Origin of the sequence: Alicyclobacillus sacchari (assembly GCF_004366795.1) — a bacterium.
GTDB lineage: Bacteria > Bacillota > Bacilli > Alicyclobacillales > Alicyclobacillaceae > Alicyclobacillus > Alicyclobacillus sacchari.
Genome location: NZ_SORF01000003.1, coordinates 86,585 through 109,938, shown reverse-complemented (window position 1 = coordinate 109,938; position 23,354 = coordinate 86,585). Strand labels below are relative to the sequence as shown.

19 protein-coding genes and 1 riboswitch are annotated in these 23,354 nt (G+C 56.3%); of the genes, 12 read left to right on the top strand and 7 right to left on the bottom strand.

Annotated features, from left to right (window positions below; all coding sequences use genetic code 11):
- Nucleotides 1–56 precede the first annotated feature (56 nt).
- The 9 genes from C7445_RS04200 to gspM all read left to right on the top strand — a co-directional run bounded on the left by C7445_RS04200 (nucleotide 57) and on the right by gspM (nucleotide 7,807).
- Nucleotides 57–1,721, top strand: a complete 1,665-nt coding sequence (locus tag C7445_RS04200) for a GspE/PulE family protein (protein ID WP_134158928.1) — start codon at nucleotides 57–59, stop codon at nucleotides 1,719–1,721.
- 35 nt (nucleotides 1,722–1,756) lie between these two features.
- Nucleotides 1,757–2,986, top strand: a complete 1,230-nt coding sequence (locus tag C7445_RS04195; protein ID WP_243834956.1) for a type II secretion system F family protein — start codon at nucleotides 1,757–1,759, stop codon at nucleotides 2,984–2,986.
- 149 nt (nucleotides 2,987–3,135) lie between these two features.
- The gene (locus C7445_RS04190) at nucleotides 3,136–3,675 is read left to right on the top strand and encodes a type IV pilin protein (RefSeq protein WP_134158793.1); all 540 of its coding nucleotides are present in this window, start codon (nucleotides 3,136–3,138) and stop codon (nucleotides 3,673–3,675) included.
- 97 nt (nucleotides 3,676–3,772) lie between these two features.
- Entirely contained in the window at nucleotides 3,773–4,246 is a 474-nt protein-coding gene (locus tag C7445_RS04185; RefSeq protein ID WP_166668989.1) for a prepilin-type N-terminal cleavage/methylation domain-containing protein, read from the top strand.
- 14 nt (nucleotides 4,247–4,260) lie between these two features.
- Nucleotides 4,261–5,016: a type II secretion system protein gene (locus C7445_RS04180; RefSeq protein ID WP_166668988.1), complete on the top strand. Its 756-nt coding sequence runs from the start codon at nucleotides 4,261–4,263 to the stop codon at nucleotides 5,014–5,016.
- Nucleotides 5,017–5,034: 18 nt separating this feature from the next.
- A complete protein-coding gene (locus C7445_RS04175; RefSeq protein ID WP_134158790.1) occupies nucleotides 5,035–5,535 on the top strand; it encodes a hypothetical protein in 501 nt (166 codons plus the stop codon).
- Nucleotides 5,536–5,549: 14 nt separating this feature from the next.
- Nucleotides 5,550–6,530, top strand: a complete 981-nt coding sequence (gene pilM / locus C7445_RS04170) for a type IV pilus biogenesis protein PilM (RefSeq protein WP_134158789.1) — start codon at nucleotides 5,550–5,552, stop codon at nucleotides 6,528–6,530.
- A gap of 3 nt (nucleotides 6,531–6,533) precedes the next feature.
- Entirely contained in the window at nucleotides 6,534–7,124 is a 591-nt protein-coding gene (locus C7445_RS04165) for a PilN domain-containing protein (RefSeq protein ID WP_134158788.1), read from the top strand.
- The gene (gene gspM, locus C7445_RS04160) at nucleotides 7,121–7,807 is read left to right on the top strand and encodes a type II secretion system protein GspM (RefSeq protein WP_166668987.1); all 687 of its coding nucleotides are present in this window, start codon (nucleotides 7,121–7,123) and stop codon (nucleotides 7,805–7,807) included. Before C7445_RS04165 ends, gspM begins: the two co-directional genes overlap by 4 nt.
- Here the strand turns inward: gspM and C7445_RS04155 are convergent.
- Together C7445_RS04155 and C7445_RS04150 are read right to left on the bottom strand one after the other, a co-directional pair.
- Complete coding sequence (locus C7445_RS04155) at nucleotides 7,789–8,829, bottom strand: type IV pilus twitching motility protein PilT (RefSeq protein WP_134158786.1); 1,041 nt, start codon at nucleotides 8,827–8,829, stop codon at nucleotides 7,789–7,791. The two genes, gspM and C7445_RS04155, sit on opposite strands and share 19 nt — an antisense overlap.
- 53 nt (nucleotides 8,830–8,882) lie before the next feature.
- A complete protein-coding gene (locus C7445_RS04150) occupies nucleotides 8,883–9,641 on the bottom strand; it encodes a prepilin peptidase (RefSeq protein WP_243834935.1) in 759 nt (252 codons plus the stop codon).
- Between the two features lie 280 nt (nucleotides 9,642–9,921).
- Here C7445_RS04150 and C7445_RS04145 point away from each other — a divergent pair, with 280 nt between their 5' ends.
- The gene (locus C7445_RS04145; RefSeq protein WP_243834934.1) at nucleotides 9,922–13,080 is read left to right on the top strand and encodes an efflux RND transporter permease subunit; all 3,159 of its coding nucleotides are present in this window, start codon (nucleotides 9,922–9,924) and stop codon (nucleotides 13,078–13,080) included.
- 192 nt (nucleotides 13,081–13,272) lie between these two features.
- Here C7445_RS04145 and C7445_RS04140 read toward each other — a convergent pair whose 3' ends face one another.
- The 4 genes from C7445_RS04140 to C7445_RS04125 all read right to left on the bottom strand — a co-directional run bounded on the left by C7445_RS04140 (nucleotide 13,273) and on the right by C7445_RS04125 (nucleotide 20,004).
- A complete protein-coding gene (locus C7445_RS04140) occupies nucleotides 13,273–14,745 on the bottom strand; it encodes an FAD-binding oxidoreductase (RefSeq protein WP_134158784.1) in 1,473 nt (490 codons plus the stop codon).
- 478 nt (nucleotides 14,746–15,223) lie between these two features.
- Entirely contained in the window at nucleotides 15,224–16,480 is a 1,257-nt protein-coding gene (locus tag C7445_RS04135; RefSeq protein ID WP_134158783.1) for an aminopeptidase, read from the bottom strand.
- 3 nt (nucleotides 16,481–16,483) lie between these two features.
- Nucleotides 16,484–17,761 carry an MFS transporter gene (locus tag C7445_RS04130; protein ID WP_243834955.1) on the bottom strand — a complete coding sequence of 426 codons (1,278 nt, stop codon included), beginning with the start codon at nucleotides 17,759–17,761 and terminating at the stop codon, nucleotides 16,484–16,486.
- Nucleotides 17,762–17,931: 170 nt separating this feature from the next.
- On the bottom strand, nucleotides 17,932–20,004 hold the full coding sequence (locus C7445_RS04125) for a hypothetical protein (protein WP_134158781.1): 2,073 nt from the start codon (nucleotides 20,002–20,004) through the stop codon (nucleotides 17,932–17,934).
- 256 nt (nucleotides 20,005–20,260) lie between these two features.
- Between C7445_RS04125 and C7445_RS04120 the strand changes: the two genes are divergently transcribed.
- Nucleotides 20,261–21,562, top strand: coding sequence for an ArnT family glycosyltransferase (locus C7445_RS04120; RefSeq protein WP_134158780.1), 1,302 nt, complete (start codon nucleotides 20,261–20,263; stop codon nucleotides 21,560–21,562).
- On the top strand, nucleotides 21,451–21,864 hold the full coding sequence (locus C7445_RS14930; protein WP_341770520.1) for a glycoside hydrolase family 95-like protein: 414 nt from the start codon (nucleotides 21,451–21,453) through the stop codon (nucleotides 21,862–21,864). The genes C7445_RS04120 and C7445_RS14930 overlap by 112 nt, the downstream gene beginning before the upstream one ends.
- Here the strand turns inward: C7445_RS14930 and C7445_RS04115 are convergent.
- Nucleotides 21,752–22,711, bottom strand: a complete 960-nt coding sequence (locus C7445_RS04115) for a hypothetical protein (protein WP_134158779.1) — start codon at nucleotides 22,709–22,711, stop codon at nucleotides 21,752–21,754. The two genes, C7445_RS14930 and C7445_RS04115, sit on opposite strands and share 113 nt — an antisense overlap.
- A gap of 436 nt (nucleotides 22,712–23,147) precedes the next feature.
- Nucleotides 23,148–23,292, top strand: a riboswitch (cyclic di-AMP (ydaO/yuaA leader).
- The last annotated feature ends 62 nt before the right edge of the window (nucleotides 23,293–23,354 follow it).

Here is a 23,354-nt window from a genome sequence, read left to right as displayed (position 1 = left end):
CGGATGGGATCCATCTTGATCCGGTACAGGGGTGATTGCCGGTGGCGCGCAAGCGTATGGGTGAAATTCTCGTCGAGGCAGGATTGCTGACGTCTGAGCAACTGCAAAAGGCTCTGGCGGACCAGCGCGAATCGCAGTCCCGTCTTGGCGACGTGTTGATCAACAACGGATATATCACCGAAAGCCAACTCGTCGAGGTGCTCGAATTTCAGCTCGGCATCCCCCATGTCGTGCTCAGCAACATGCGGATTGATCCCGCTGTTCTTCAGCTCGTCCCCGAGCGGCTGGTCGAATCATACCAGGTCATTCCCTACCGTAGAAGCGCAAATCGGCTCTATGTCGCGATGGCAGATCCGATGGATTACTATGCCATCGACGATCTGCGCATGACGACCAATCTCAGTATCGAGCCTTCGATCGCGACGCGGCAAGAGATTCAGGCGGCGATTCATCGGTACTATCGCCTCCAGGAAACGTTTGATGCGGCCGCTCGCAAGGCACCACCGGAGCCTGTGCCCGCCGATGAACCGGATCCGATGCGCAGCGATTCGCCTGTCGTACGCATGTTGAATCAGATCCTCATCGAGGCCGCAGGCGCTGGCGCGAGCGACGTTCATCTCGATCCGCAGGCGGATGGCGTGCGCGTGCGCTATCGGATCGACGGCTTTTTGCGGACAGAGCGAATTGTGCCACGGCACCTGCAAAGCGCCTTGACCGCGCGCGTCAAAGTGTTGGCGCAACTGAACATCGCAGAGCAGCGATTGCCGCAGGATGGGCGCTTTGAACTCGAGGAGGGTGGCCGCACGCTCGATGTGCGTGTGGCGACGATGCCGACGACGCATGGCGAAAAGGTGGTCATGCGTGTCTTCGATCTCGCTGGCAAGACGTTCGATTTGCAGAAGCTCGACTTTTCTGCTGCCAATCTCACAGCTTTTGAACGGATACTCGCCCGCCCGCACGGCGCCATTTTACTTACGGGCCCCACCGGATCCGGCAAGACGTCCACCTTATACGCGGCGCTCAAGCGCTTGGCAACGCCCGAGATGAATGTGATCACGATTGAGGACCCGATTGAATATCAACTCGATGGCGTCAACCAGGTGCAGGTCAATCTGGCAGCCGGATTGACCTTTGCCCGAGGCTTGCGCGCCATGTTGCGCCAGGACCCGGATATTGTGATGATTGGCGAAATCCGCGATGAGGAAACGGCGGAAATCGCTCTCCGTGCCGCGGTTACGGGGCATCTCGTGCTTTCGACCTTACATACCAACGACGCGGTGAGCACGATCAATCGGCTGATCGACATGGGGGTGGCGCCTTACATGCTCGCCTCCGCGTTGTCGGGGGTTGTCGCACAGCGCTTGGTGCGCCGCGTCTGCTCGCGCTGTCAGCAACCTTACCGCCCGACGCCGATGGAAGCCAAACTGTTGGCTCAACACGGAGTCTCTCCGGACGGTCTCGTGGTCGGCCGTGGCTGTCCAAGCTGTGGCAACACAGGCTTTCGCGGCCGCATGGCGATTCACGAGGTGTTGGAAGTGGACGACGAGATGACTGCGCTCATTTTGGCATCGCGATCGCCCGACGATTATAGACGGCACGTTCATGAGCGCGGCATGGCGACGATGTTGGAAGACGGATTGGCGAAGTCGGCACAGGGCTTGACGACCGTTCAGGAAGTGCTGCGCGTGGCGGTTGTCGAAGGAGCACTTACACTCGTTTGATTCGGTAGCGCGTTGAGGAGAGAACGAAGTTGGGCGTGTATCAGTACGAGGCGATGGCGGCGCGTGGCGCGCGATCGCGAGGGAGCATTGAGGCGGAGGACGAGACGGCGGCTGTTCGCCAGTTGAGCGAGCAGGGGCTATATGTTGTGGAGCTGCGAGCGATCGACGAATCCATTTGGACGCGGGATATCAACGTCCATTTCGGGCTCTTTGGCGGTGTGAAACTCGAGCAGTTTGTCCCATTTTGCCGCCAATTCGCGACGTTGGTGCGGGCGGGGGTGCCGTTGGTCAATTCGCTCGAGGTCCTGCACGAGCAGACGGAAAAGGGCATGCTCAAAAGCGCCATCTTCGCTGTGGCGGCCAGCGTTCGCGACGGGCGGCCTTTGTGGGAAAGTCTTGCCGAACATCCACGCGCCTTTCCGCCGCTGTTCGTGCAGATGGTGCGCGCGGGCGAGGCAAGTGGTACGCTCGACGAGGTGCTGGAGAACACGGCTGGGTATCAGGAGCGCCAGCGTGAAACCATCGAAAAAATTCGTTCCGCCATGATCTATCCGATTGTGGTGGCGGTCATGGCCGTCGTTGTATCGATATTCTTGTTACTGCGCGTGATTCCGACGTTTGTCAGCGTTTTCGCAGCACAGCACATCCAGTTGCCGTTACCGACGCGGATTGTGCTTGGCGCTTCCAGTCTCATCACACATCGCTGGTATATCGGTCTGATGATTGTAGCGCTGATTTTAGGCGCCGTTCTATGGGTCAATCGGCACGGGCCAAGCTTGTACTGGCGAGATCGGATTCTTTTACGGATCCCGGTGTTTGGACAGTTGGTGGAAAAACGGGCGATGGCCCAGGTCTCGCGCACGCTGGCAATGTTGTTTCATGCGGCCTTGCCAGCCTTGCAAGCTATCGCGTTGTCCGCTGATGCGGTGGGCAATCGGTATGTGGCGGGTGCTTTGCGCGAAGTCAGGGACGCATTGGGCGATGGCGGATCGCTCTCGGGAGCGCTGCGCGAGACCGGGGCGTTTTCACCGCTGATGGTGCAGATGGTGCGCGTTGGGGAGGCGACGGGGCATCTCGACGAGATGCTGGCGAAGGTGGCGGATTTTTACGAATCGGAGCTGGAGATGATGGTTGATAGATTGCGGCAACTGATGGAGCCGATCTTGACCGCCTTGCTCGCTGGGGTTGTCGGGATTATCGTGCTGGCGGCATTGCTGCCGATGTTCGCGCTGTATCAAGGGATGGGCAGTTCGACAGGCATGTGAACATGTGCTTGCGTAAGCGTGCCAAAACAATGTGTAACATAGTGTACAATTCATTTCTTCGCAATTTATAATAGGGATGTGACGGCCAGGATCTTTTTGTGTATGGAGGAGAGTTCCTGGTCAATGAGGGTGTGAAAGGGAGAGTGTACATGCAGGCATTGAGAGATAAGTTACAAATGCTATTCAAAAGACTAAGAGAACAGCAAGGCGTCACGCTGATTGAACTACTCGCCGTCGTCGTCATTCTTGCTATTTTGGCTGCTGTCGGCGTGCCTGTCGTCATGGGGCAAATCAATAAGGCGCGCACTGCAACGGATAAAGCAAACGAGCAGATGATTGCGGACGCTCTGCAGCGGGCAGAGTTTGATTATCAGTCGAGTTCGTCGAACGGAGGGGCGTTGGCAATCAACTCCACGGGTAACCTGACGAGTTCCACGGGGGGTGCTACGTTGGCGCCGGCTAACTCGGCAGCAAACGGATCCAGCTTTGTATCTGATCTTCTTACCAATGGTCTTAACAATTCCACGGGCGGCGGCTATCTCAACTCCTTGCCTGCGCCACAGTCGCAAAAGGGGAGTTTCGCCATCGTAAATGCCCAACCGACGAACAACTCCGTGCCCTATGTGACATTTACCTATCCCAACAGTACAAACGGCACAACAGGCACCTACTACGTCACGATTCAGTAACATCGTCATCGACGCGTCGACCAAGGCAAAGCTCCCGCAAGGGGGCTTTCTCTCTGTATTGATAGCTATTCGGACAACCCCCTGGAGGTGGTGGGCCGTGCTTCTCAAACGCAATTTGTGGCTTCGGTGGGACAAGGGAACCGCGCAAGCGGGCTTGACACTCATCGAGGTCATGGCCTCTGTAGCCATCATCGCGCTTGCGGGTACGGCTGCCCTGCTTGCGGTGGGGGGGGCACAGGCGGGATCGCTCAAAATGGCTCAGTATGATCAGGCGTTGGGACTGGCCACAACGATTGCCGAGGAGATCAAGGACAGGCCGCAAAATATCATTGGCTGGGTGATTGAAGTCCCAGGTGACGCGTTGGGCAATGAGTCACAGTCTTCCATCGTTTTGATTGTGCCGCCGCCTGGCATTACGTTCGCCTGGACCTATCCGCTGTACAACGGATTTCAGTGTACGATCTCTTCGAACCCTACGAGCAACTCCGCGTCCGTCAACTACAAGGTGCAAGTGCAGACGCCGCAGGGGCTCACCGCGACCATAACTGCACCAGTATTACCTTCGTCGTGAGGAGACATGCGGTGATGACGATCAAAACGCATAGGCCAAACGGTGAGGCCGGGCTTACTTTGATTGAACTGCTGGCGTCCATCGCGATCGCGGGCATGGTTGTGGGGATTCTGGTCAATTTGGTATGGATGCTCGCTGAGCGGGCGCAGCGCCTGACCAGCTTCAATGCGGCGCAGGAAAAGGTCCTCACCATCAACCATGCGCTGAACCGCATGTTGCGCAGCGCTGATTTCGTGCAGATGGAGTTCAACGGCAATCCAGCTGCATCCTCGGCCGTTGTCGTGCTTTGGCTCTATCGAGGTGGTTATCCGACCACGGCCGCAGTCGATACAGACAGGCCCTGGATGTACAACGCGACGACCGTCGTCCCCGCAATCTCCGGAGGGCAAACGTCACAGGCGACAATTGTCGGGGCAAATTGCTTTGAAGCCTTTGAGTTCATTCAGCGATCCGCTTCGTCGTGGGACGTCTACAGCGTTCCTGCCACCAACGCGCAAGCGCAGAGCCAAACCCCGCCCGCGGTCAGTGGGACGCCTCTGGCGGGCGGTGTGAACATCGAATGGATGTTTCCGGTTCTCTATCCGCAGACAAGTGGTGCGGACTTTTCCTGGACCAACTATATTCTCGGTTTTCTCCATCCTTCCACGATTTCATCCGGCACCTTTGTCAACAGCTTCATGATGCGGCTGTCAGCGCCGTACCAAAGTACCACGGGCCAACAGATGAACTATGTTCTGGCGTCTGGCTACCATGATGCGGATGTCCGCTGATGAAGGAGCGTGAAGCGCGTGTGGCGAAATGAATCAGGGAATAGGGAAGCGTCATTCGTTCGCGCCGAGTCCGGATTTACGCTGGTGTGGTCAGTCGTGCTGGTCGTCATTCTGGCTACTGTGGTCTCTGGCGCCATTGCCTGGACCGATTACGCGTTGCATACAGGTGGCCGTACTCTCGTCACGGAGACTGCCGCGCAATATCAGGCGGACAACCAGGTGGAATCCAGCTTTAATCAGATGGAGTCCATCATCCAAAACATGCTGCAACCCCAAAAGTTTATCTCGCCCGCTGCGGCCAATCTTGCTGTGCAGACGGGCGTGATCGCAGGATTGAAGGTGCAAGGCTACCCTTCCGTGTTTCTGGGGTCGTACATCGATGGACAAGGGATGTTGCATGAGATGGTGAGAACGACGCTGAGTGGGTCATCGTTGATTCTCGACATTCAGCTGCAACAGCAGTCGCAGAAAGGGCCGGGTGGCCTATTTTATACATATTCCTCCGTGAGTGCGGTGTAGGCGGGTGATGTTGTGTGGCATTGCGTGGGAAAGGCGTGTCGATTGGGGTCGAAGTGAGCGACGCGTGCGTTCGCATCGCGGAATTGGAATGGGCGAAGGTGCCGCGCTTGCGCCGCCTAGAGACCTACGAGATCCACGGCGAAACGGGGGACACATCCTCCGGAGCCGATTTCGAGGCATGGCAAGCCGTTTGGCAAAAGGCGTTTCGCCCTGACGGACGCAGGAAGTCGCAGGTGCATGTCGCAGTGCCGAACCGCTGGACGGTGATTCGGCAGTTGGGATTGCCCAGCTTTGGCGACGAGGAGTTGCGCAGCGTGATCGAATTCCAGCTGCAACACAGCATCCACCTGCCGTTCGATGAGGTGACGTTTGACTTTGTCCGTTGCCCAAAGGAGGCGGCAGGGGAAGCTTCGGACGACGCCGAGACCAGTCTCATCCTCGTTGCGGCGGACAAGCAGTTGGTCGGGACGTTGGTGGACTCGTTTCGGCATCATGGCATTCGTCCCGTTTCCGTAGACATCCATCCGCTCGCGGTATACCGCTTATTGCGAAAGTTCCATGACGGGTTGCCACAAAGCTTTCTGTTCATGGAAGTGAACGGCGATTTCGTGGATATGCATGTGTTTCACCAGGGGCTTCTCTACCTGACGCGCCAGTTTCCGCTGCCCGCGCCGGTCGATGACGCATCCAACGGCATGTTCGACGATCTCAGTCAGATTGGCGTCGAGATCGAACGCACGGTGAATTTTTTCCGATACACGCTCAATCAGCGTGATGTCGAGTTTGCACGATTGTTCATCGCTTCGCCCGAGGGGGCTGTTTCAAGTGATCTTTCCGTCCTGGAGGGGCAGGTGGGCATGCCGTGCGAGATCATGTCTTTGGCGGCGTTGATTCGCAGCCATATGGCGTTCACGCGCAAGGTGGCAATCCGCCCGGATGATGCTTCTCTTCACGACTATGCGGCTGCTATTGGCCTGGCGCTTCGCGGGGTGTGAGACTTGGATATCAATTTACTACCACGACCTCAAAAACCTAATGGCACGCGCCTGCCGGCAGGGTGGCGCGGGCGTCTGCCAGTTCTCGCCGTGGTGATCGCGGCTGTCGCAGCCTGTGTGGCGTTTTTGGTGGTTTTGCAACAGCAGGTGGGACAAATCGCTTCGCAAGTCGCCAACTTGAATACGCAGGTGCAGACGGCTGAGCGCGGACGTTCGCCTGCGAATCATGCGAATGGGGTCGCGAACCTGCAAAGCGAGATCGCACAAGCGGCGGCTGATCGAGCGGATTGGGCGGCCATTTTGCAGCAAATGGACGCGGCTTTATCCGCTGGCATGACGGTCGACGAAGTTCAGTTGAATGGCCATGCGATGGCGATTATGGGGCGCAGTGTGGGGGTCGCCGAGGTCGCCGCTTTTGAGCAGAACCTTCAGCGGGACGCCTTCACCACATCGGTGGCGTTCCAGGTTGCCAAACAGCCGAGTGAGGTGGCTGGGCAAACGCCGCACGCCGTGTTTGTCAGAGGCGGATCGACCGACTATGCGTACGCGTATACCGTGACGTTGACGCTTGCGACAGGGGGGACGGCCCAGTGAAACGGCAGCTGACGACGCGCGAACGCGTCTTGTTGTACGGAGCAGGCGTCTTGGTCGCCGTCGCGCTCGTGTATCTGTATGGCGTGGCGCCCATGTTGAATCGTCTGAGTTTGCTGCAAGCTCAGCGCCAATCGCTGGTGGCGACGCTCAATTCGCTGTCGGAACAGACTGCGGTGAAGCAAGGCGTGAAGAAGGGCAGCGCCCAAGTTGACGTGAACGCGGCTTTGCCGGTGGGACCAAACGAGCCGAGCTTCCTTCAGTTGCTCGCGGCAGATGCGCACGCGAACAAGGTCAACTTGGTGAGCGTGTCTCGGATGGGTGAAGCGGGAATGGGAAGCGGATCGAGTACAACTAGCGCAACGACCGGCTCGGCGACTGCGGCGGAGCAGAGTGCCATTGCCAATAGTACGCAGGCCCAGGCGGCCTTGCAGGCGCTGGCGGGGCAACTTGGCGACACCATCACGAATACGAGTGGCCCGATTGAGGTGGGAAACCCGTCTATTCCCAGCCTTGATTACGAGGTAAGCGCCAGCGGATCGGCCAGCGACATCGAAGCCTTTCTAGCCGATCTCTATCATAGCCAGCGGCTGCTGGACCTCTACGTCACCGACGTGAAAGGGACGGGTGGAGGTGCAGCGGTCGCAGACCTCCAAATCGCTGCATATTACCAGCCCGCCAACTGAGTTGTCGAGGTCCACTGCTTCAGTACACTTGTCGCGATTTTGCCCTGTTGTACGAGTTCCTGCATGCTCATCTCCATCGTCTGCATACCGAACTGTTTGCCGGTTTGCATGAGCGACGGAATCTGATGCGTCTTGCCGCTGCGGATGAGGTTGGCAACCGCCGGCGTGTTGACGAGCACTTCAAACGAAGCGACGCGATATCTGCCGTCTGCGGAGCGATGCAGGCGTTGGGATATGACGCCTTGCAGTACCGAGGCGATTTGCAGGCGAATTTGCCCCTGTTGTTCTGCCGGAAAGACGTCGATGATGCGCTCCACCGTCTGCACCGCGTCGCTCGTATGCAGTGTGGCGAAGACGAGGTGGCCCGTTTCCGATGCGGTGATGGCCGTGCTGATGGTCTCGAGATCGCGCATTTCGCCGACGAGCAGGATGTCGGGATCTTGGCGCAGGGCTGCCCGCAGGGCGGGGGCGAAGCCGAGGGTATCCAGGCCGATCTCGCGCTGATCGACAATGGACATCTTATGCGTGTGCAGGTACTCGATAGGGTCTTCGAGCGTGATGATGTGTCGGCGCTGTGTCTCGTTGATGGCGTCGAGCAAGGCCGCGAACGACGTGGTCTTGCCGCTGCCCGTAGGCCCTGTGACCAGCACGAGGCCATGCGGTTTCTCCATGAAGGTGCGAAAGACTTTGGGCAGGCCAAGTTCGTCCAGCGTCGGAATGCGCGCCGGGATAAGCCGCGCCGCCACGCTGATGCAACCGCGCTGCCGATAGGCGTTTACGCGATAGCGCGAGACGCCGCGGATACTGTACGAGAAATCGATCTCGCCCCGCTCTAAAAACCTCCCCCACTGCTCCGCATTCATCATGGATCTCGCCATCGTATCGAGATCCTCCGGCGCAAGGGGAGATCCCTCTGGCTCCAATTCGCCGTTGACCCGATACATCACGGGCGCGTTGACCGAGAGGTGGACGTCTGACGCGTGTTTTTCCTTGGCTTGTACGAGAAATGTATCGATGTTCATGGAATTTCCCCCTGTGTTCATGGCATGTGTCACGGTGTCACCATAGCTGCGCTTCACAGTCCGACGAGCCGTATATACAGGTGCACGAGCGCGTGCCCGTACCAGGCAGCGGCCATCACGCCGAGAGCGATAAACGGCACGAACGGCACGTACTGTCCGGCTTGCAGTTTCCCAGCAAGGCGCAGGCCAATGCCGATGACACTGCCCAAGATGGCGGCCAGTACGAATGAGAGCAAGGTGAGCCAGGGTCCGAGCATCGCTCCGATGCCTAGGTACAGCTTGGCGTCACCGAGGCCCATGCGCCCACCTGACAGCAGGTGCACGGCAAGTACCATCGCAAAACCGGTAGCAAGGCCGATTGTCGCGTGTGTCCACGGCTGGATGTGCGTCAGGCCGGAGGCGCCAAGCAAGACGACAGCGGCCGGAAGTGACAGCACATCCGGGACGATCATCGCTGTCAGGTCAGTCCCGACCGCCATCATGAGGTACAGCCAGAACAATGCCCACACGAAAACCTGCGCGAGGGTGTGCCCTTGCCACCAGGCACTGGCAAAGAGCACGCCAGTCACGAATTCGAGCAGCGGGTAGCGCGGTGAAATGGGCTTCCCGCATCCACGGCAACGGCCGCGCAACACGAGCCATGAGAGAACGGGCACCAGCTCCCACCAGGACAAGGTGTGATGGCAATGCACGCAGTGTGACCGCGGCCGCACGATCGATTCGCGGCGCGGTACGCGGTAGGCGACGACGTTCGCGAACGATCCAAAGGCCAATCCGTACGCAAACAAGAGCGCGGCGACGAGCCAAGTCACCGCAGAATACTCCGCATAAATAGCTATCTCTCCTCATGCACATCCGCTGTGCAAAGCGGTTCAAAGGCTTTTGAGCAAGCTTTCTATGCTCACATCTACGCCCTGGTGGCGTCGAAATCCTGCTGTCTGTGTCGACAAATGGAACATTTCCACGGTGTTCTCTACAATTTCATAAAAAGTTTACTTGCAAAAGTAATGTGCCCAAGCGAGGATATAGGTCAGCAGGGATGAAAGTGCGCCCTTAACCCATGACATGACACGACATAAAGGAGCCGGTTCTGTGCGGATCGCCAACTTTTCCATTCGCCGCCCGGTCACGATCACGATGCTGATGGTGGCCATCGTGTTGGTCGGCGTTTTTTCCATGTTTCATCTACCGGAAGAGCTGTACCCCAAGCTCAACCTGCCGATTGCAGCCGTTGCGACCTCGTGGACCGGGGCGTCGCCGGAAGAGGTCGAGCAACAAGTCTCGCATCCCATCGAGCAGACACTCGAAGGATTGTCAGGTGTGCAACTCATCGAGTCGACATCGACGCAGGGCAGCTCGCTGGTCGTCGTCGAGTTCAACTACGGCACTAACATCGACGAAGAGCTAAACCAGATGCGCAGCCTCATCGCGCGGGTAGAGCCGGGGCTGCCAGCCGATGCAAGTGCGCCCGCGGTCGAGCAGTTTGACCCGAGCAGCCTGCCCATGATGAAGCTGTCTGTATACGGTACCGGTCATGTCTCACAGCAGGTGGTCAGCGATGCGGCCACCAACATCGTCGAACCGGCCATCGAACGCTTGAACGGTGTCGCCGGTGTGCAGACGGCAGGCAACCTGACGCGTCAGATCACGGTCGATGTCGATCCAGCCAAGCTCGCCAAGTATCATTTGAGCATTGAGCAGGTGGTGCAGGCGATAGCTTCGGATAACATGTCAGCGGACGCGGGACAGGTGCAAAAGGGCAACTTGCTGATTCCGCTGCACGTCGACGGTCAGTTTGCGAGCCCATCGGACGTCAACAACGTTCCCATCGCACTTCCGCTCGGCGGCAACATTCCGCTGCGAGACATTGCCACGGTGGAAGACGGGGACAAGACGGTGACGCTCATGTCCACAGTCAACGGCAAATCGGCCGTGACGCTCTCCGTCTCGCAGGCGAGTGACGCGAACATCGTCCAGGTTTCAAACGCGGTGCGCCAGGAAATCCCCAGTTTGGCTTCCCAACTGCCGGCAGGTGTGCATGTGCAAATCTTGAGCGACAGCGCACAACCCATTCGCGACACGATGGACACCGTCGTCAATCACACCGTACTGGGCTTTATCTTCGGCGTAATCGTCATCCTGCTCATTCTGCGCAGCATTCGCACGACCGCGGTCGTCGCCGTTGCGATCCCGATTGCGACCCTGTCCACATTTGCACTGATGGCCGCCGCTGGCTTGTCCATCAACTCGATTACCTTAGGGTCACTCGCGGTTGGACTCGGATCGCTCGTCGACTTTTCAATTGTCGTGTTGGAATCCATCTTCCGCGCCAGGCAGCGGGGACTGTCTGCGCGGGAAGCGGCGAAGCTTGGCACCGAGGAAGTGGGGATGGCGGTCGTGGTCGCCGCTTGTGCGCAGATTTGCGTGTTTGCGCCATCCATCTTTGTGCCGGGCTTGGCGGGACAATTTTTCAAGCCACTGTCGCTCACGGTCTCCTTTTCGCACGTCGCGGCTCTGTTCGTCGCGTTGACGTTCACGCCGATGCTGGCGTCTCGTCTGTTGCGTGGGCGGCGCTTTGAGCGGCCAGACACGGTGCCTGGCATCGATGCGCCATTTCGCTTGTATGCCCCGTTTGACTGGTCCGCCCGGATCATGCACGGTTTGACATCGACGTATCGGGCAGCACTGCGCTGGGCGTTGGGCCATCGCAACACGGTATTTGTCGTGACGACGCTGATGTTTGTGGCGAGCATCGCGATGGTGCCGAAAATCGGCTTTGAACTGGTTCCGAACGTCGGAGATAACCAAATGAGCGTTTCCATTGACGCGCCGCAAGGAACCTCGCTCGCAGCGACCAACGCGATCGCGCAGCAGGTCGAGGCCATGGCGCGCGAGAAGTTGAGCGGTATCCAGCAGATAGACGCGCAAATTGGCGGCAATTCCTATAGCGATCTCGGCGCTACCAACCAGGCCAACATCACCGTATCGTTTGCGGCAAGCGTCGCGTCCAAGGAGGTGGATGCGATGAGCCACCAATTTGGCATCGACGTGCAGCAGGTGAAAGGCGCGCAGATTCAGGTGGCTGCCGGATCGGCCAACGGATCGAGCGGGCCTGCTTCCAATCAGATTTCCGTGCAGATTCAAGGGGCGGATATGGCGGAACTGGTGCGGCTAAGCCATCAAGTCGTGCACTTGATGCAACAGACCAAGGGGCTTGAGGACATCCAGAATGGTGCGACGAGTGGCGTGCCGGATGTGCAGTTGACACTGAGCCAATCCGCGCTGGCTCTGTATGGCCTGACAGAGCAGGAGGTGGAGTCGGTGTTGCGCACGGACGTCAACGGCGCGGTGGCCTCGACGTTCAATCAAGGAGGCAACGCCTATGACATCGTCGTCCAGTTGCCGTCGTCCTATGCGCAAAATCTGAACAACTTATCCAAGTTGACGGTCGAGAATCAACGCGGCGAACAGGTGCCCGTGACAAAACTGGGGTCCGTCAGCGATTCATCGGAACCGCCGCAGATCGATCACGTGAATGGCGAGCGCACCATCACTGTCACGGCGACGCCATATGGTGTGACATCAGGGCGCGCGCAGGCGGCGTTGGCCAAAAAGCTAAAGACGTTGCACGTGCCTAACGGTTATAGCGTTGGATTTGGCCAAAACGGGCAGTTCCTGCATTCGACCATGATTGATCTCGCAGCAGCGTTTGCCTTTTCGATTCTGCTTCTGTACATGCTGATGGCCAGCCTGTTTGAAGCCCTGTTGACACCGTTTGTGATCATGTTCTGCCTGCCGCCGACGTTTATTGGCGCGGCGCTCGGTTTGTTCCTGACGCATCGTTCACTCAATATTGATTCGGCGATTGGCGTGATCATGGTCATGGGACTGATTGCGAACAACGCCATCGTCCTTGTCGACTATACGAACCGCCTGCGACGGGAGGGCTATTCGCTCTACGACGCGCTTATGCAGGCAGGGCCTGTGCGGCTCCGTCCGATCCTCATGTCGACATTGACGACGGTACTCGCGATGATGCCGCTTGTGATTGGCTATGGCAAGGGCGCGGCGACGTTGGCGTCGATGGCGACGGTGATTGCCTTTGGCCTCACGTTCTCGACACTGGTCACGCTGTTACTTGTTCCTGCGGTTTACCTTACGTTTGCAGGTAAACGCGACAGGCGCCAACGTGAGCAGAACGCAGGGCTTCATCAGGGCGCAGACGGAGAACCACCGGTTGAGTTGGTCTAATCCGGAGCAGCATGGATCTGCTTTTGGCGTGGGTGCGGTGAAGGCTGCCAGGGGGGTGTGCTCCTGGCAGCCCAAAGTGGATTTTGTTAGTCTGGGCCTTCGGGACGAACACGGACCGGTGGATGCTTCATCGGGCATCCACGCAAAGTCTGAGCATGAAAGCCAAGCTCAGAATAGCAAGCGTATGCCGCTTCACCGCTTATTCCCCTTGTTTTGCTCAAACGCAGGCCGTTCAAGTGCCTCATATCCCGGCGAAATATTTGGATTGAATCGGAAGACATTGTTCGGATCGTAGCGACGCTTAATTGCAGACAGGCGCTCGTAGTTGGCTCCGTACGTAGCACGTACTACGGCTTCTGGTTGTGACTCAAGTCCCGCCATATTCAGATAGGTGGTAACGGACGGTTGTGTTTCCGCCAAAGAGTTGTATAAGTGGTTGACCCATCCACTGCAGATACGGCCTTGTTGTGTATCCTCAGCGGTTGCAGGGTTGACGAGTTCTTCCATGATAATCAAGGCTTCCGCATCGCGACCACCGAATGCGGTTTCGCTTGCGGGTACTTCCGACATGCGGCCGCCGAGCAGCCATACCATCGCCATGGAGGTGGGTGGAGCAGCTTGGATGGCCTGATGGAGGGTGAAAATGGATGCATCATCTAGCGTGCGCAGGTAGATTGACTTTCCGTACGCGGGCATTCCTTCGGGCACCTGCTCATCCAAATGCGTGTGCAGGTGTGTGTAATCCATTGGGCCGCACAAATCCACAAGCGGGATTCCCAGATTGCGGAGTGGTTCCACATCGAGAGAAGCGAGTGTCAAATCTTCACTGGCGTGCATCCCGCTGATACTGACCACCTTTTGCCCAATCAGTTCTTGTGGCAGGTGTGGAAGGGGAGGAATGGTGTGGATAGCGAGATTAAAACTAACGTCGGAATGGCCCGCTCGCAGGTACTCGCGGCACCCTCGCAGAACGGTCGCTAAATCGGCCGCGCGATATATCAAATGGATACCGTAGACTGTGGGTCCAATCCGGCGTGCCCGAAACGTGAGTGACGTGACGACGCCGAAGTTGCCGCCTCCGCCACGGATTGCCCAGAATAACTCGTCATGTTCGGTTGCATTGACGCGTACCTGGCGTCCGTCGGCAAGCACCATCTCGGCTTCAACCAGATGATCACAGGTCAGGCCAAACTTTCTGCGCAGGTAGCCCATTCCGCCGCCGAGCGCTAACCCTGCTATGCCGACCTTTGACACATCTCCGGTGGGGACTGCCAGGCCGTGTTGCTGTGTCGCGCGGATCACCTCACCTGCTGACGCACCACAAGCTACCTTGACCGTTTGGCTTGCCAGCTCAACGTGCACGTCTCGCATCGGCGAGGTATCAATCAGTACGCCTCCGTCACAAGAACCATATCCCGCGATATGATGCCCACCGCCACGCACGGCCACAGGCAGTTCTTGCTGTTGGGCAAATTGAACTGCAGCGGAGACATCATCCGCATTCTGGCAAACCACGATAACGGCTGGCCGCGTATCAAACAGGCCGTTCCAGACCTTACGGCGAGCATGGTAGTCGGGGTGTTCTGGAAACACCACGTCGCCCAAAATGCTTTGTTGTAGAATGGACCGACAGTTTTCTTCCATAAGCAACGAGCGTTCGTTCAAGTTCGATAAGCATCCCTTTCTACGGCAAACTCTGTACCGATTTCACATGATAATGGGGAAAGCTGTTCCAGACGTCCTGACATGTGTTTCAATCGTTTCATTCATTTATCCTCTCTCGCAGAGCACACGCCGCAGAAGGTTGGATCTCTACCACGAGATTGCGTAATCGTCGTCTTATTGGATCACCACGCTGTCCCTTTCGTCTCATAAATCCCGTATTTCTTCCAACCCATTGCGTTCTGTGCATGCCGACCGCTATGCTGGCGGTGAGAGAGAGGTGAGATACAATTATGAAAAAGATGAATCATCTGTTTGACCATCTGTTCAGCCATCTGTTCGATCACCTGTTTTAATGCGAGAAATACTGGGGTGTAAGTGAAAACGGAAGGGCCATCCCGCGTGCTATGCACGTGCGATGGCCCTTTTGGATTAGGGAGCGCCTAGATGTGCGCGTTTCATGAACTCATTTGCACTCGGGTTACGAATGAGAGACTGGTGGCGCGCTATCGACCCACTCGCCATGCTCCAACAAGCAAACCCATTCGTCTGAACCGGTTAGCGCGAAGACATTCAATTCTTTTGAACCCATCATAAAGTCAACATGAATCATGCTCGCATTGATGCCTTGCTCGACCAACCGCTCTTTGGGCAGAGATTGTCCGCCTTCGATCGACGTTGGGTAAGCTGACCCAAGCGCCAGGTGGCATGAGGCATTTTCGTCAAACAGTGGGTGATAAAACGTTACGCCTTGCTGGGAAACTGGTGAGCCATGTGGCACCAGAGCTACCTCGCCGAGAAAAGCAGCGCCTTCATCGGTTGCCAACAGCGCTTTCAGCATATCGAGGCCACGTCCTGCACGACACTCGATCACGCGGCCCTGTTCAAAAGTTAACGTAAACTCGTCAATTACGCGCTCTGCGTAAAGCAAGGGTCTGGTACTTGTAACCGTCCCATGGACACCGGTGCGCAGCGGTGCGGTGAAAATCTCCTCCGTTGGCAGATTGGGTACAATGAAGATGCCATCTTGCGTGAACCTACCACCTCCGCTCCATCTATGCCGACGGGGCAGCTGTACAGTGAGATCCGTCCCAGGCGCAATGTACCTCAGAGCGTGGTATTGGGCGTTGTTCATGAGCGCACATCGGCGGCGCAGATCGTGAAGATGTTGCCGCCATGCGTGCTCTGGATGTGCCTGGTCGACCCTAGTCATGTGAAATAGCGCTTCCCAGAGCCTTGTTATGCGTTTGTCTGGTTCTTCATCCGGGAATACTTGGTTCGCCCACGCAACCGTTGGGATGGCTAAACCGGACCAACTGACTTGGCCCCTCATTTTCGATTCCCGCACATGTCGCAAAGCGGACAGAGCAGCTGTTTGCATGGCGTGGATCCCTTCAGCCGGTACATCCTCAAAGAGGCCAGGCCTCGGGGCCAAAACAGTGAAGAACGCCGCCTTGTTTTCAACCATCTCTGCATAAGCTTGCTGTTTCCATGCATGGTATTTCGTGAACGTCTGGGGCGACTCGTACAGGAGTTGAAGTCTTTCATATTCAGGATCCGACCACATGATCTGTACGGATTTGGCGCCAGCGCCATACGCCTCTTCCACAAGAAGGTGTGCAAATTCTGCGGCATCGATGGGAGCATCGATGACGAGAGATTGATCCGGCTGCAGATTGACACCTAGCCGAATGCCTATCCGGGCATAGTCTTTGAGACATGTTGTGAAATCCTTCATCGTTCACATCGCTCCTGTGGCTTCATTTTTCGACTCGGAAACCGATGTTTCGCGGAGCAGGTGATAGGCTTTCAGAAACGCCAACATCGCGCAGATCACGATGATGAAGGTACCTAGATAGAACACTTCAGACGATAGGACAGAGACAAGAGGTGTGCTAAGTGTATAACCAATAAACATGCCAAGGAACATTGCCGAATTCAATGACGCAAAGCGCGTCGCCGGGTTGCCGCGTCCTGCGGCACCAGCCATGATCTCGTTCACTTTGGTGATGGCCAACACCTCACCGATGCCATAGAAGAAGATGCCGATGAACCAGCCTATCGGTTGTGTGGAAAAACCGGATAGGGCAAGACCAAGTCCGAGGACGACAAGGCCTGTGGGCAGAACTTTTGTCACAGGAAGTTTTTTCGCGAAGCGTTGCACAAGCGGCGTACATAGCAGCACGATGAGGGCTATTTCCGTGTTGAGGAGTCCGTAGTATTGGGTGCCGTGGCGGAATTTCGAAGCCAAATACAAGCCAAGTGTCGAAGTCAACTGTGATTCCACCACGATAAAACAGAGCAGTGCGATAAAAGTCCACCAAAGAGCTCTATCTGTGCCCAAACACTTCATCACATCCAGAAAAGTGGGGCGTTTCGAGGGAGGCTCCTGCGGTTTTTCACCAGGCGCCGTCGCGGCGGGTGTTTCCGCTTGTGCGTCTCTCACCACACTCCAAATGACGATGGCCAGCAACAGGAGAAGTCCAGCGGCAATATAAAACACCGTTGGTTTCTTGCCTGCACTAAACAGTATCGTTGCGACGGTTGGACCAATGACGATGCCAAGGTTGTTTAGCCAGTAGAGGTATGTCTGATATCGCCCGGCTTCAGATTTCGGCACACGGGTATTAATCAAGGCCTGGACGCCGCTGCGCATGGTGGCGTTGGCCAAACCCATGACAACGGAAACCCCAAGTAAAAGCACATACAGCCGCAGACTAGCCAGACCAATGAAGCAAACAGCAGTAACGGCTAGGGCGAGCACATAACCTCTGCGAATGCCAATGCGATCCGACACATATCCGCCGATCACGCCAAATAACGCTGCCGACAGGGGCGTGAGCCCTACGAGCAGCCCCGCTTGTGCCATCGGCAAAGCAAGCGCATGGTGGTAGTAAAGCACAAAAAAAGGCTGTGACATATACGTGGTTAACGAGCCGAAAAAGGACGCTCCCAACAGAATGACGAGGCTTACGTTAAGGACATTCGGCCTCTGTTCAGGGGCCAGAGCACTTTCCACCGCCAATCAAAATCCCTCCATCCAGTTCATTCACGGTTTCGGGATAAAGCGTACGATCGGCTTTGTTCACAGGCATCCCAGATTTCGTTCCGAATGTCTCAACTGTTCCACGAATTGCCCTGCCGACGTCTATCCAGGCCGCTGCCGCATCTATGTTTTTGCCATTACGGTCATCTTGTGAGCACTTGCAAAAGTGCCGTGTGAGCCTGTTCTAAATAGCGGTAGTAGGTGGAGCGGCTGATGTTCATATCTCGCGAAATGGCAAAGACGCCTTGTCGCTGACCCAGGTATGTGAGTGCCAAGACGCGTTGTAGTTCGACGGTGAGCGGCGTGGTGGGGCGTTTCTCCAACAATAGTTCGGATAGCCGGGCCATCAGGGCGTCCGCTGACATGCCCAAGGCACTGGCGAGTTCTATATGTTCGTACTGCTTGGGGCGGCGCAAACATTTCAATGCCTCTCGCAAGCTTTCCACTGTTGGTGTGACGGTCGAATGTGCCTCTGCAATTTCTGTATTCAGCAGCAAAGAAGCCAGCCAGCGTCCCATCGACTTTTGGCGAAAATCGAGCGCAAACATGATAGAACCAGGGGTTGGAGCAACCGTGTCCGTGTAGAGCGGCTCATAGTGGAGTTGTGTATAAAAAGATGTAACCTCCGGCCGCGATCCAAACAGCAGACATCTTCTGCCTTGTGACAATTCAGCCCATCCATATACTTTCAGTGCGAGCAAAAGGTCAAAAAATGTATGTTCTTCAGTTTCGTTTGCCACGCAGCTCATGAGGTTAAGTACGGTATCTGTTTGTGCCATGTGTGTCATTTCGTATGTTGAAAAATCCTCGCCCAATCCGCGACGCACCATATCGACGATGTGCGGTGGCAACTGCGCGAGACACTCGCCACATAGCGGCACAAATGCGGCAAATGCCAGGGGATGACCATGGCGATCGCGCACGATGCGAAACCCTTCTGGAGATAGATGTATCAATACATCAAGCAGTCCATGGTGATCCATTGTTTCTTCCAGAAATAGTCCCGATGCCATCCCTTTGTCCAGCATGTCATGCAAGAGTGCAACATCGCTTTCGATGAGAAATTCGCAGTTTGGCAATGCGCGTGCAGACAGGATCATCTGCATGGTTGGGTGAGGGAACGTGAGCGCGGAAGGGCGAAAGGTACACAGGGTGGCCATGTTATGGCAGACCTGATATGTGAGCCGTTTTGGGTAATGTTGAATGGCTTTCTCGAGAACCATGACAGCCCGCAGGAAGAGGTTATCAAACTGCTGCGGATTTCGGAGCTTCAGATCGTTCAGAAGGAAGGTTCGCGCAACGTCGTGCATGACGAGACCCATTTCGGTCGTGCGGACAAATGAGAGGCGGCTGAGATCGCGAAAATGATCGCGAGGAACTTCGAGTTCCAGCAGTTCAACGAGCATCTCTTGGGTGGCACTGCGCAGGAACGCGAGTCCCTCCACGAGAGGACTCAGGTGTGGTGCGACTTCGCTGAACATCCGAAACGCCATCTCAAGAACGGCTTCCCAATCTCCGCCGAATTTCGCAGTTTCCTGTTGCTCAGTCGTTTGCACCGCAAAGGCGAGTGCGAGGGGATAGCCTGCTGTTGCACGACTGATCTTTTGCTGTAATTGCAAGTCGTGGATTCCGAATTCGAAAGTATATTGCATGGATTGCTCCCACGTGAAGGGGTGTAAATCCAGGCTTTTCAGGCGCACAACGCAGTTTGGATCCGTACGCCAGCCGATGGACAAGCCCTGTCGCGATGCAAAGACGAGCAAGACGTTTTCAAATGGAACCTGCGGCACGAATTCCTTGCGTAAGAATGATTCGAGGAATGACATTTCTTCGACGTGATCGAAAAGAATGACCGTTTTTTTGGAATGCGTCCGTTCGTGCCATTGGTTAAGCAGAGAGCCGAAGAGGGGTGTGGATGATGAACTGGAAAATTGTAAAGATGAATGCAGATATGAAAGAAGATCGGAGGCGTTTGTAAAACCGATGGCTCCGTCTATATAAACTGTATCAGCCCCATATCGGCGAGCACTGGCCTGGATCTGTCCAAGAAATGTCGTTTTACCAATGCCGCCAATCCCTTGCACCGACCAGATAGCCGTTCCGGGTCGAGCCTCGGACAACCAATCGATGAAGGGTTGCAATTCGTCGTGACGCGTGATCAGCAACGTATTGCGGATCTGCGATGGGTCTGTGTCGTCTGTGTCAAAAGTGTTCATGGAACCGTGTGAACCTCCTTGTTCTAACCTTAGGCTCCGATACCTGCTCGTAGATTACGACGAGAAACCGCGGTAGTCCTGCATCCTTGCGTGCCACAATGCAATCTACCTAACCGATATATCATCGTTTATATGCATCAAACAGACCAATGGCACTATCGAGTTGGGGATCCCCGTGTGCACTTTTTGTCGATTCGTGTACACTGGTCTTGGACAGGCACTGCCGCAATAGACCACGTCATAGGAGAACTGATCCATGCGTAAAGCAAAGGCGCGTTCACGCGCTTGGATGTGGATTGCAGCCGTCGCCCTCGTGCCGCGGCTGCTTGTGATTTTCACCTACGGGCCACACATGTCGCTCCACAGCGACGATGCTGGTTATTATCGAAGTGCCGTTTGGTTCTTGCAGTCGGGCACACTCTCGTACTACACGCCAGCGAAACCCACGCTGCACATGATGCCTGGCATTACGCTGTTACTCGCGGCCATCATCGCCCTCTTTGGACAAGGGGCTCTTGGTTTGTATGTGGGGAAAATCGTGTTTGCCCTCATCGGGACCGCGGGCGTTGTCGGCGCCTACAAAGCGATCGGCAAGATGACAAGCCCTGCCTTCGCGGCCATCGTCGCCCTTGCCATTGCGCTGTATCCGCCAAGTGTCGAGATCGACACACTGTTTCTCACAGAGCCGCTGTTTATGGCCACGTTCGCCTGGGCCTTTTATTATTTGCTCAAGTTGGAGCAGACGAAGGCTCTGCGCGATCTCCTTTGGCTCTCGATCTTCTTTATGCTAGCGATGTATGTGCGGCCGAACGTCGCACTGTGGGCCGTCATCGGCGTGCTGTACCTCGCCGCCAAGCGTTACCCTCGACGTTTACTCATTCGCCACGCAGGCATCGCGGTTGTCATCGGCATCGTTTTCATGTTGCCGTGGTGGGTGCGCAACGAGATCGTTTTTCACAAGTTCATCCTGCTTACGGATGACAGCTGGAACCCGCTTTTGCTCGGCACGTTCCAAGGTCAGGGCTATCCGCCGCCGGCCAACGAGGGAGCCGTGGAACACCAATTGCTGCGCGAGCATCCGAATTTACGGCCGCAGCGGTTGCACGAACTGCCTTGGTTCGCACTCGAGAAGCAGGTGGCCATTCAGCGAATTCGCGAATGGTTGAAGGCCAATCCACAGTCGTTTTGGCGGACATATCTTTGGCTGAAGCCGCAGATTTTGTGGCTGCGCGCATATCTACCGATCCCGATTTTCGGTATCAAGGGCGTACAATTGTTCAGTCTTCAGCGCTGGCTTGTGTACGTTTCGATCATCGGTCATTTTGTGGCGATGGTATTCGCGAAAGGCAGAAGGTTGGAATTGTTGCTCGTCTGGGTGAGCCTACTCTACTTTACACTGTTGTTCTGCGTGTTCTTCGCCTTTGAACGCTACAATGTGCCTATTGAGTGGTTGATGCTGATGGGGGCGCCGGCAGGACTTTGGGCTTTTGTGCGTTGGCTTTTGCGTCCCATGTCAAAACACAAGCGGCGGCGTCGATCAGCGGCGGGGAGGGCGTGATCGCGCCCAAGACGATACTGCCATCGCACCAGGGCGGGATTCACGTGTTGCCAGCGTTACCAAAAGGGTGGCCAGACGGCAGCGTATGCGGTCTTGGCTGTCGCGGGGGGATACGAGTTGGGTGTCCTTCGGCAAGACGGAGTCTACGTTGTCAGGCCAGGCTTCGCACGCCTGGCCTCGTGGTTTTTCTCAGCCTGGATACGGTTGAAGAGAAGAGGCCATTTGCAAGGCTGATTGAATTGGCGAATTGGCCGCGCTTGTCGTTTGTACCTGGTACACGTTTCCGTTGGCGCTCCAGATGAGCGTCACGGTGAGGTCTGTACCAGCCGGATTGGCGTTATCGACGATGATGCGACCTGTCCCGTCAGTCGTCGGGAGGCTGTTCGCGGCCAATTGGGAGACCAATTTATCAGCAATGGGCGTTGGCGGAACCGACGTGTTTTCATTGACGACCTGGCAGGCCCAGTTGCCGTTTGTCCAGTGGATGACGGTCGACCCGTCACTGGTGGAGACAGACGCCGACTGATTGTTGGGCAGAACAATGCCGCTGCCGCCTGATACCGTCTTGCCGCCCTTGAGCGCGTTTGCAAACGTGAGAACGCTTTGTGACGCGCTTTGCGAACTGGCGAAGTGATCAACTTCAAAGGCTGCATACGTTTGGCCGCCAGACGCGAATCCCACATGATAACCGGCGAGAAATTGCGGCCCGTTCGTCGTCGGCACGGTCTCATGAGCGTCATACGAGCTGTTGCCGCTTGCGGTCGGCTGCGGCAGGAACGTCGGTGCATTCGCGCCGGTAAACCCGTTTGTCCCCAGTGTCGCCATCGCTTGCTTGACGAGGCTCGGAAAATGGCTCGAGACCTGCACACTGCCGGTGTCGTTGGACGATCCGCCGTTGCCATTGGTGCCGGTGGAAGAATTGTTCTCTGGATTGCTCTGACTGTCATTGGTTGTATTGTTCGTCTGATTCGTTGAGTTCGTGCTGTTGTTATCGCCTGTTCCGTTCGTATGGTTTACCGCGTTTGCCGAGGGTGACGGCGTCGCCGTATTCGCAGGGCTTGTGGCCGCTTGACTACCGCACCCTGTCAGCACGAGGGTACCGCCCAATACGGCGAGAGCAGCGAACGCGACCTTGCGATGTTGTGGCATGTAGAAATCCTCCTCGGATTGGACAGCATGGCTGCCAGATGCAGATTCAGAGTGGCCTATAGGCGACCTAGGGTTGCCACCACGAAACGAAGATTCGACATGCAGCACTGGATTTCCTGTTTCATGGTTCCTACGCTGGATGCTGTGTACTGCGAGAGCCCCTCATTGCCGTACATCCCAGACCTGTGCTTGCACATTCGACTCGTTGCGTCTCGAACGGCGGTACAATAGGTGTTTGCCCGAATATTCAACTCCCCAAAAGACTTAGCAACGGATTTTGCAACCGTGACGTCTATGTGCGAAAGATGTTCGTGCCCACGATAACCCCTGGTTCAGATGACACCTCACCCACGCGCATTGACGCAGATCCCACTACGACTTGCATCATACCGAGGTTGTGCTACACTACTTGCCATACACACTTTCTCCAGCCAAATAACATCAAGGGCCGAATCCTGCCTTGGCAGGAACGGGGGAACCAAGTATTGGGGTGAATTGCGGACGAACGCCCAATTCGTTTGCATAGGCGCCTATGGTGCCGAATCCGTCAGCTAACCTCGTAGGCGAATCAGTGTGTTTGGATCTTCCGCATCATCATGTTTCTCATTTCAGCACATGTGTGACGTAAAACTGCCTAGTTTGT

Coding starts and splice junctions, on each gene's coding strand:
- C7445_RS04125 (WP_134158781.1), bottom strand. CDS start 20,004: ATGAACACTTTTGACACAGACGACACAGACCCATCGCAGATCCGCAAT.
- C7445_RS04180 (WP_166668988.1), top strand. CDS start 4,261: ATGACGATCAAAACGCATAGGCCAAACGGTGAGGCCGGGCTTACTTTG.
- C7445_RS04120 (WP_134158780.1), top strand. CDS start 20,261: ATGCGTAAAGCAAAGGCGCGTTCACGCGCTTGGATGTGGATTGCAGCC.
- C7445_RS04115 (WP_134158779.1), bottom strand. CDS start 22,711: ATGCCACAACATCGCAAGGTCGCGTTCGCTGCTCTCGCCGTATTGGGC.
- C7445_RS04190 (WP_134158793.1), top strand. CDS start 3,136: ATGCAGGCATTGAGAGATAAGTTACAAATGCTATTCAAAAGACTAAGA.
- C7445_RS04200 (WP_134158928.1), top strand. CDS start 57: ATGGGTGAAATTCTCGTCGAGGCAGGATTGCTGACGTCTGAGCAACTG.
- C7445_RS04155 (WP_134158786.1), bottom strand. CDS start 8,829: ATGAACATCGATACATTTCTCGTACAAGCCAAGGAAAAACACGCGTCA.
- C7445_RS04135 (WP_134158783.1), bottom strand. CDS start 16,480: ATGAAGGATTTCACAACATGTCTCAAAGACTATGCCCGGATAGGCATT.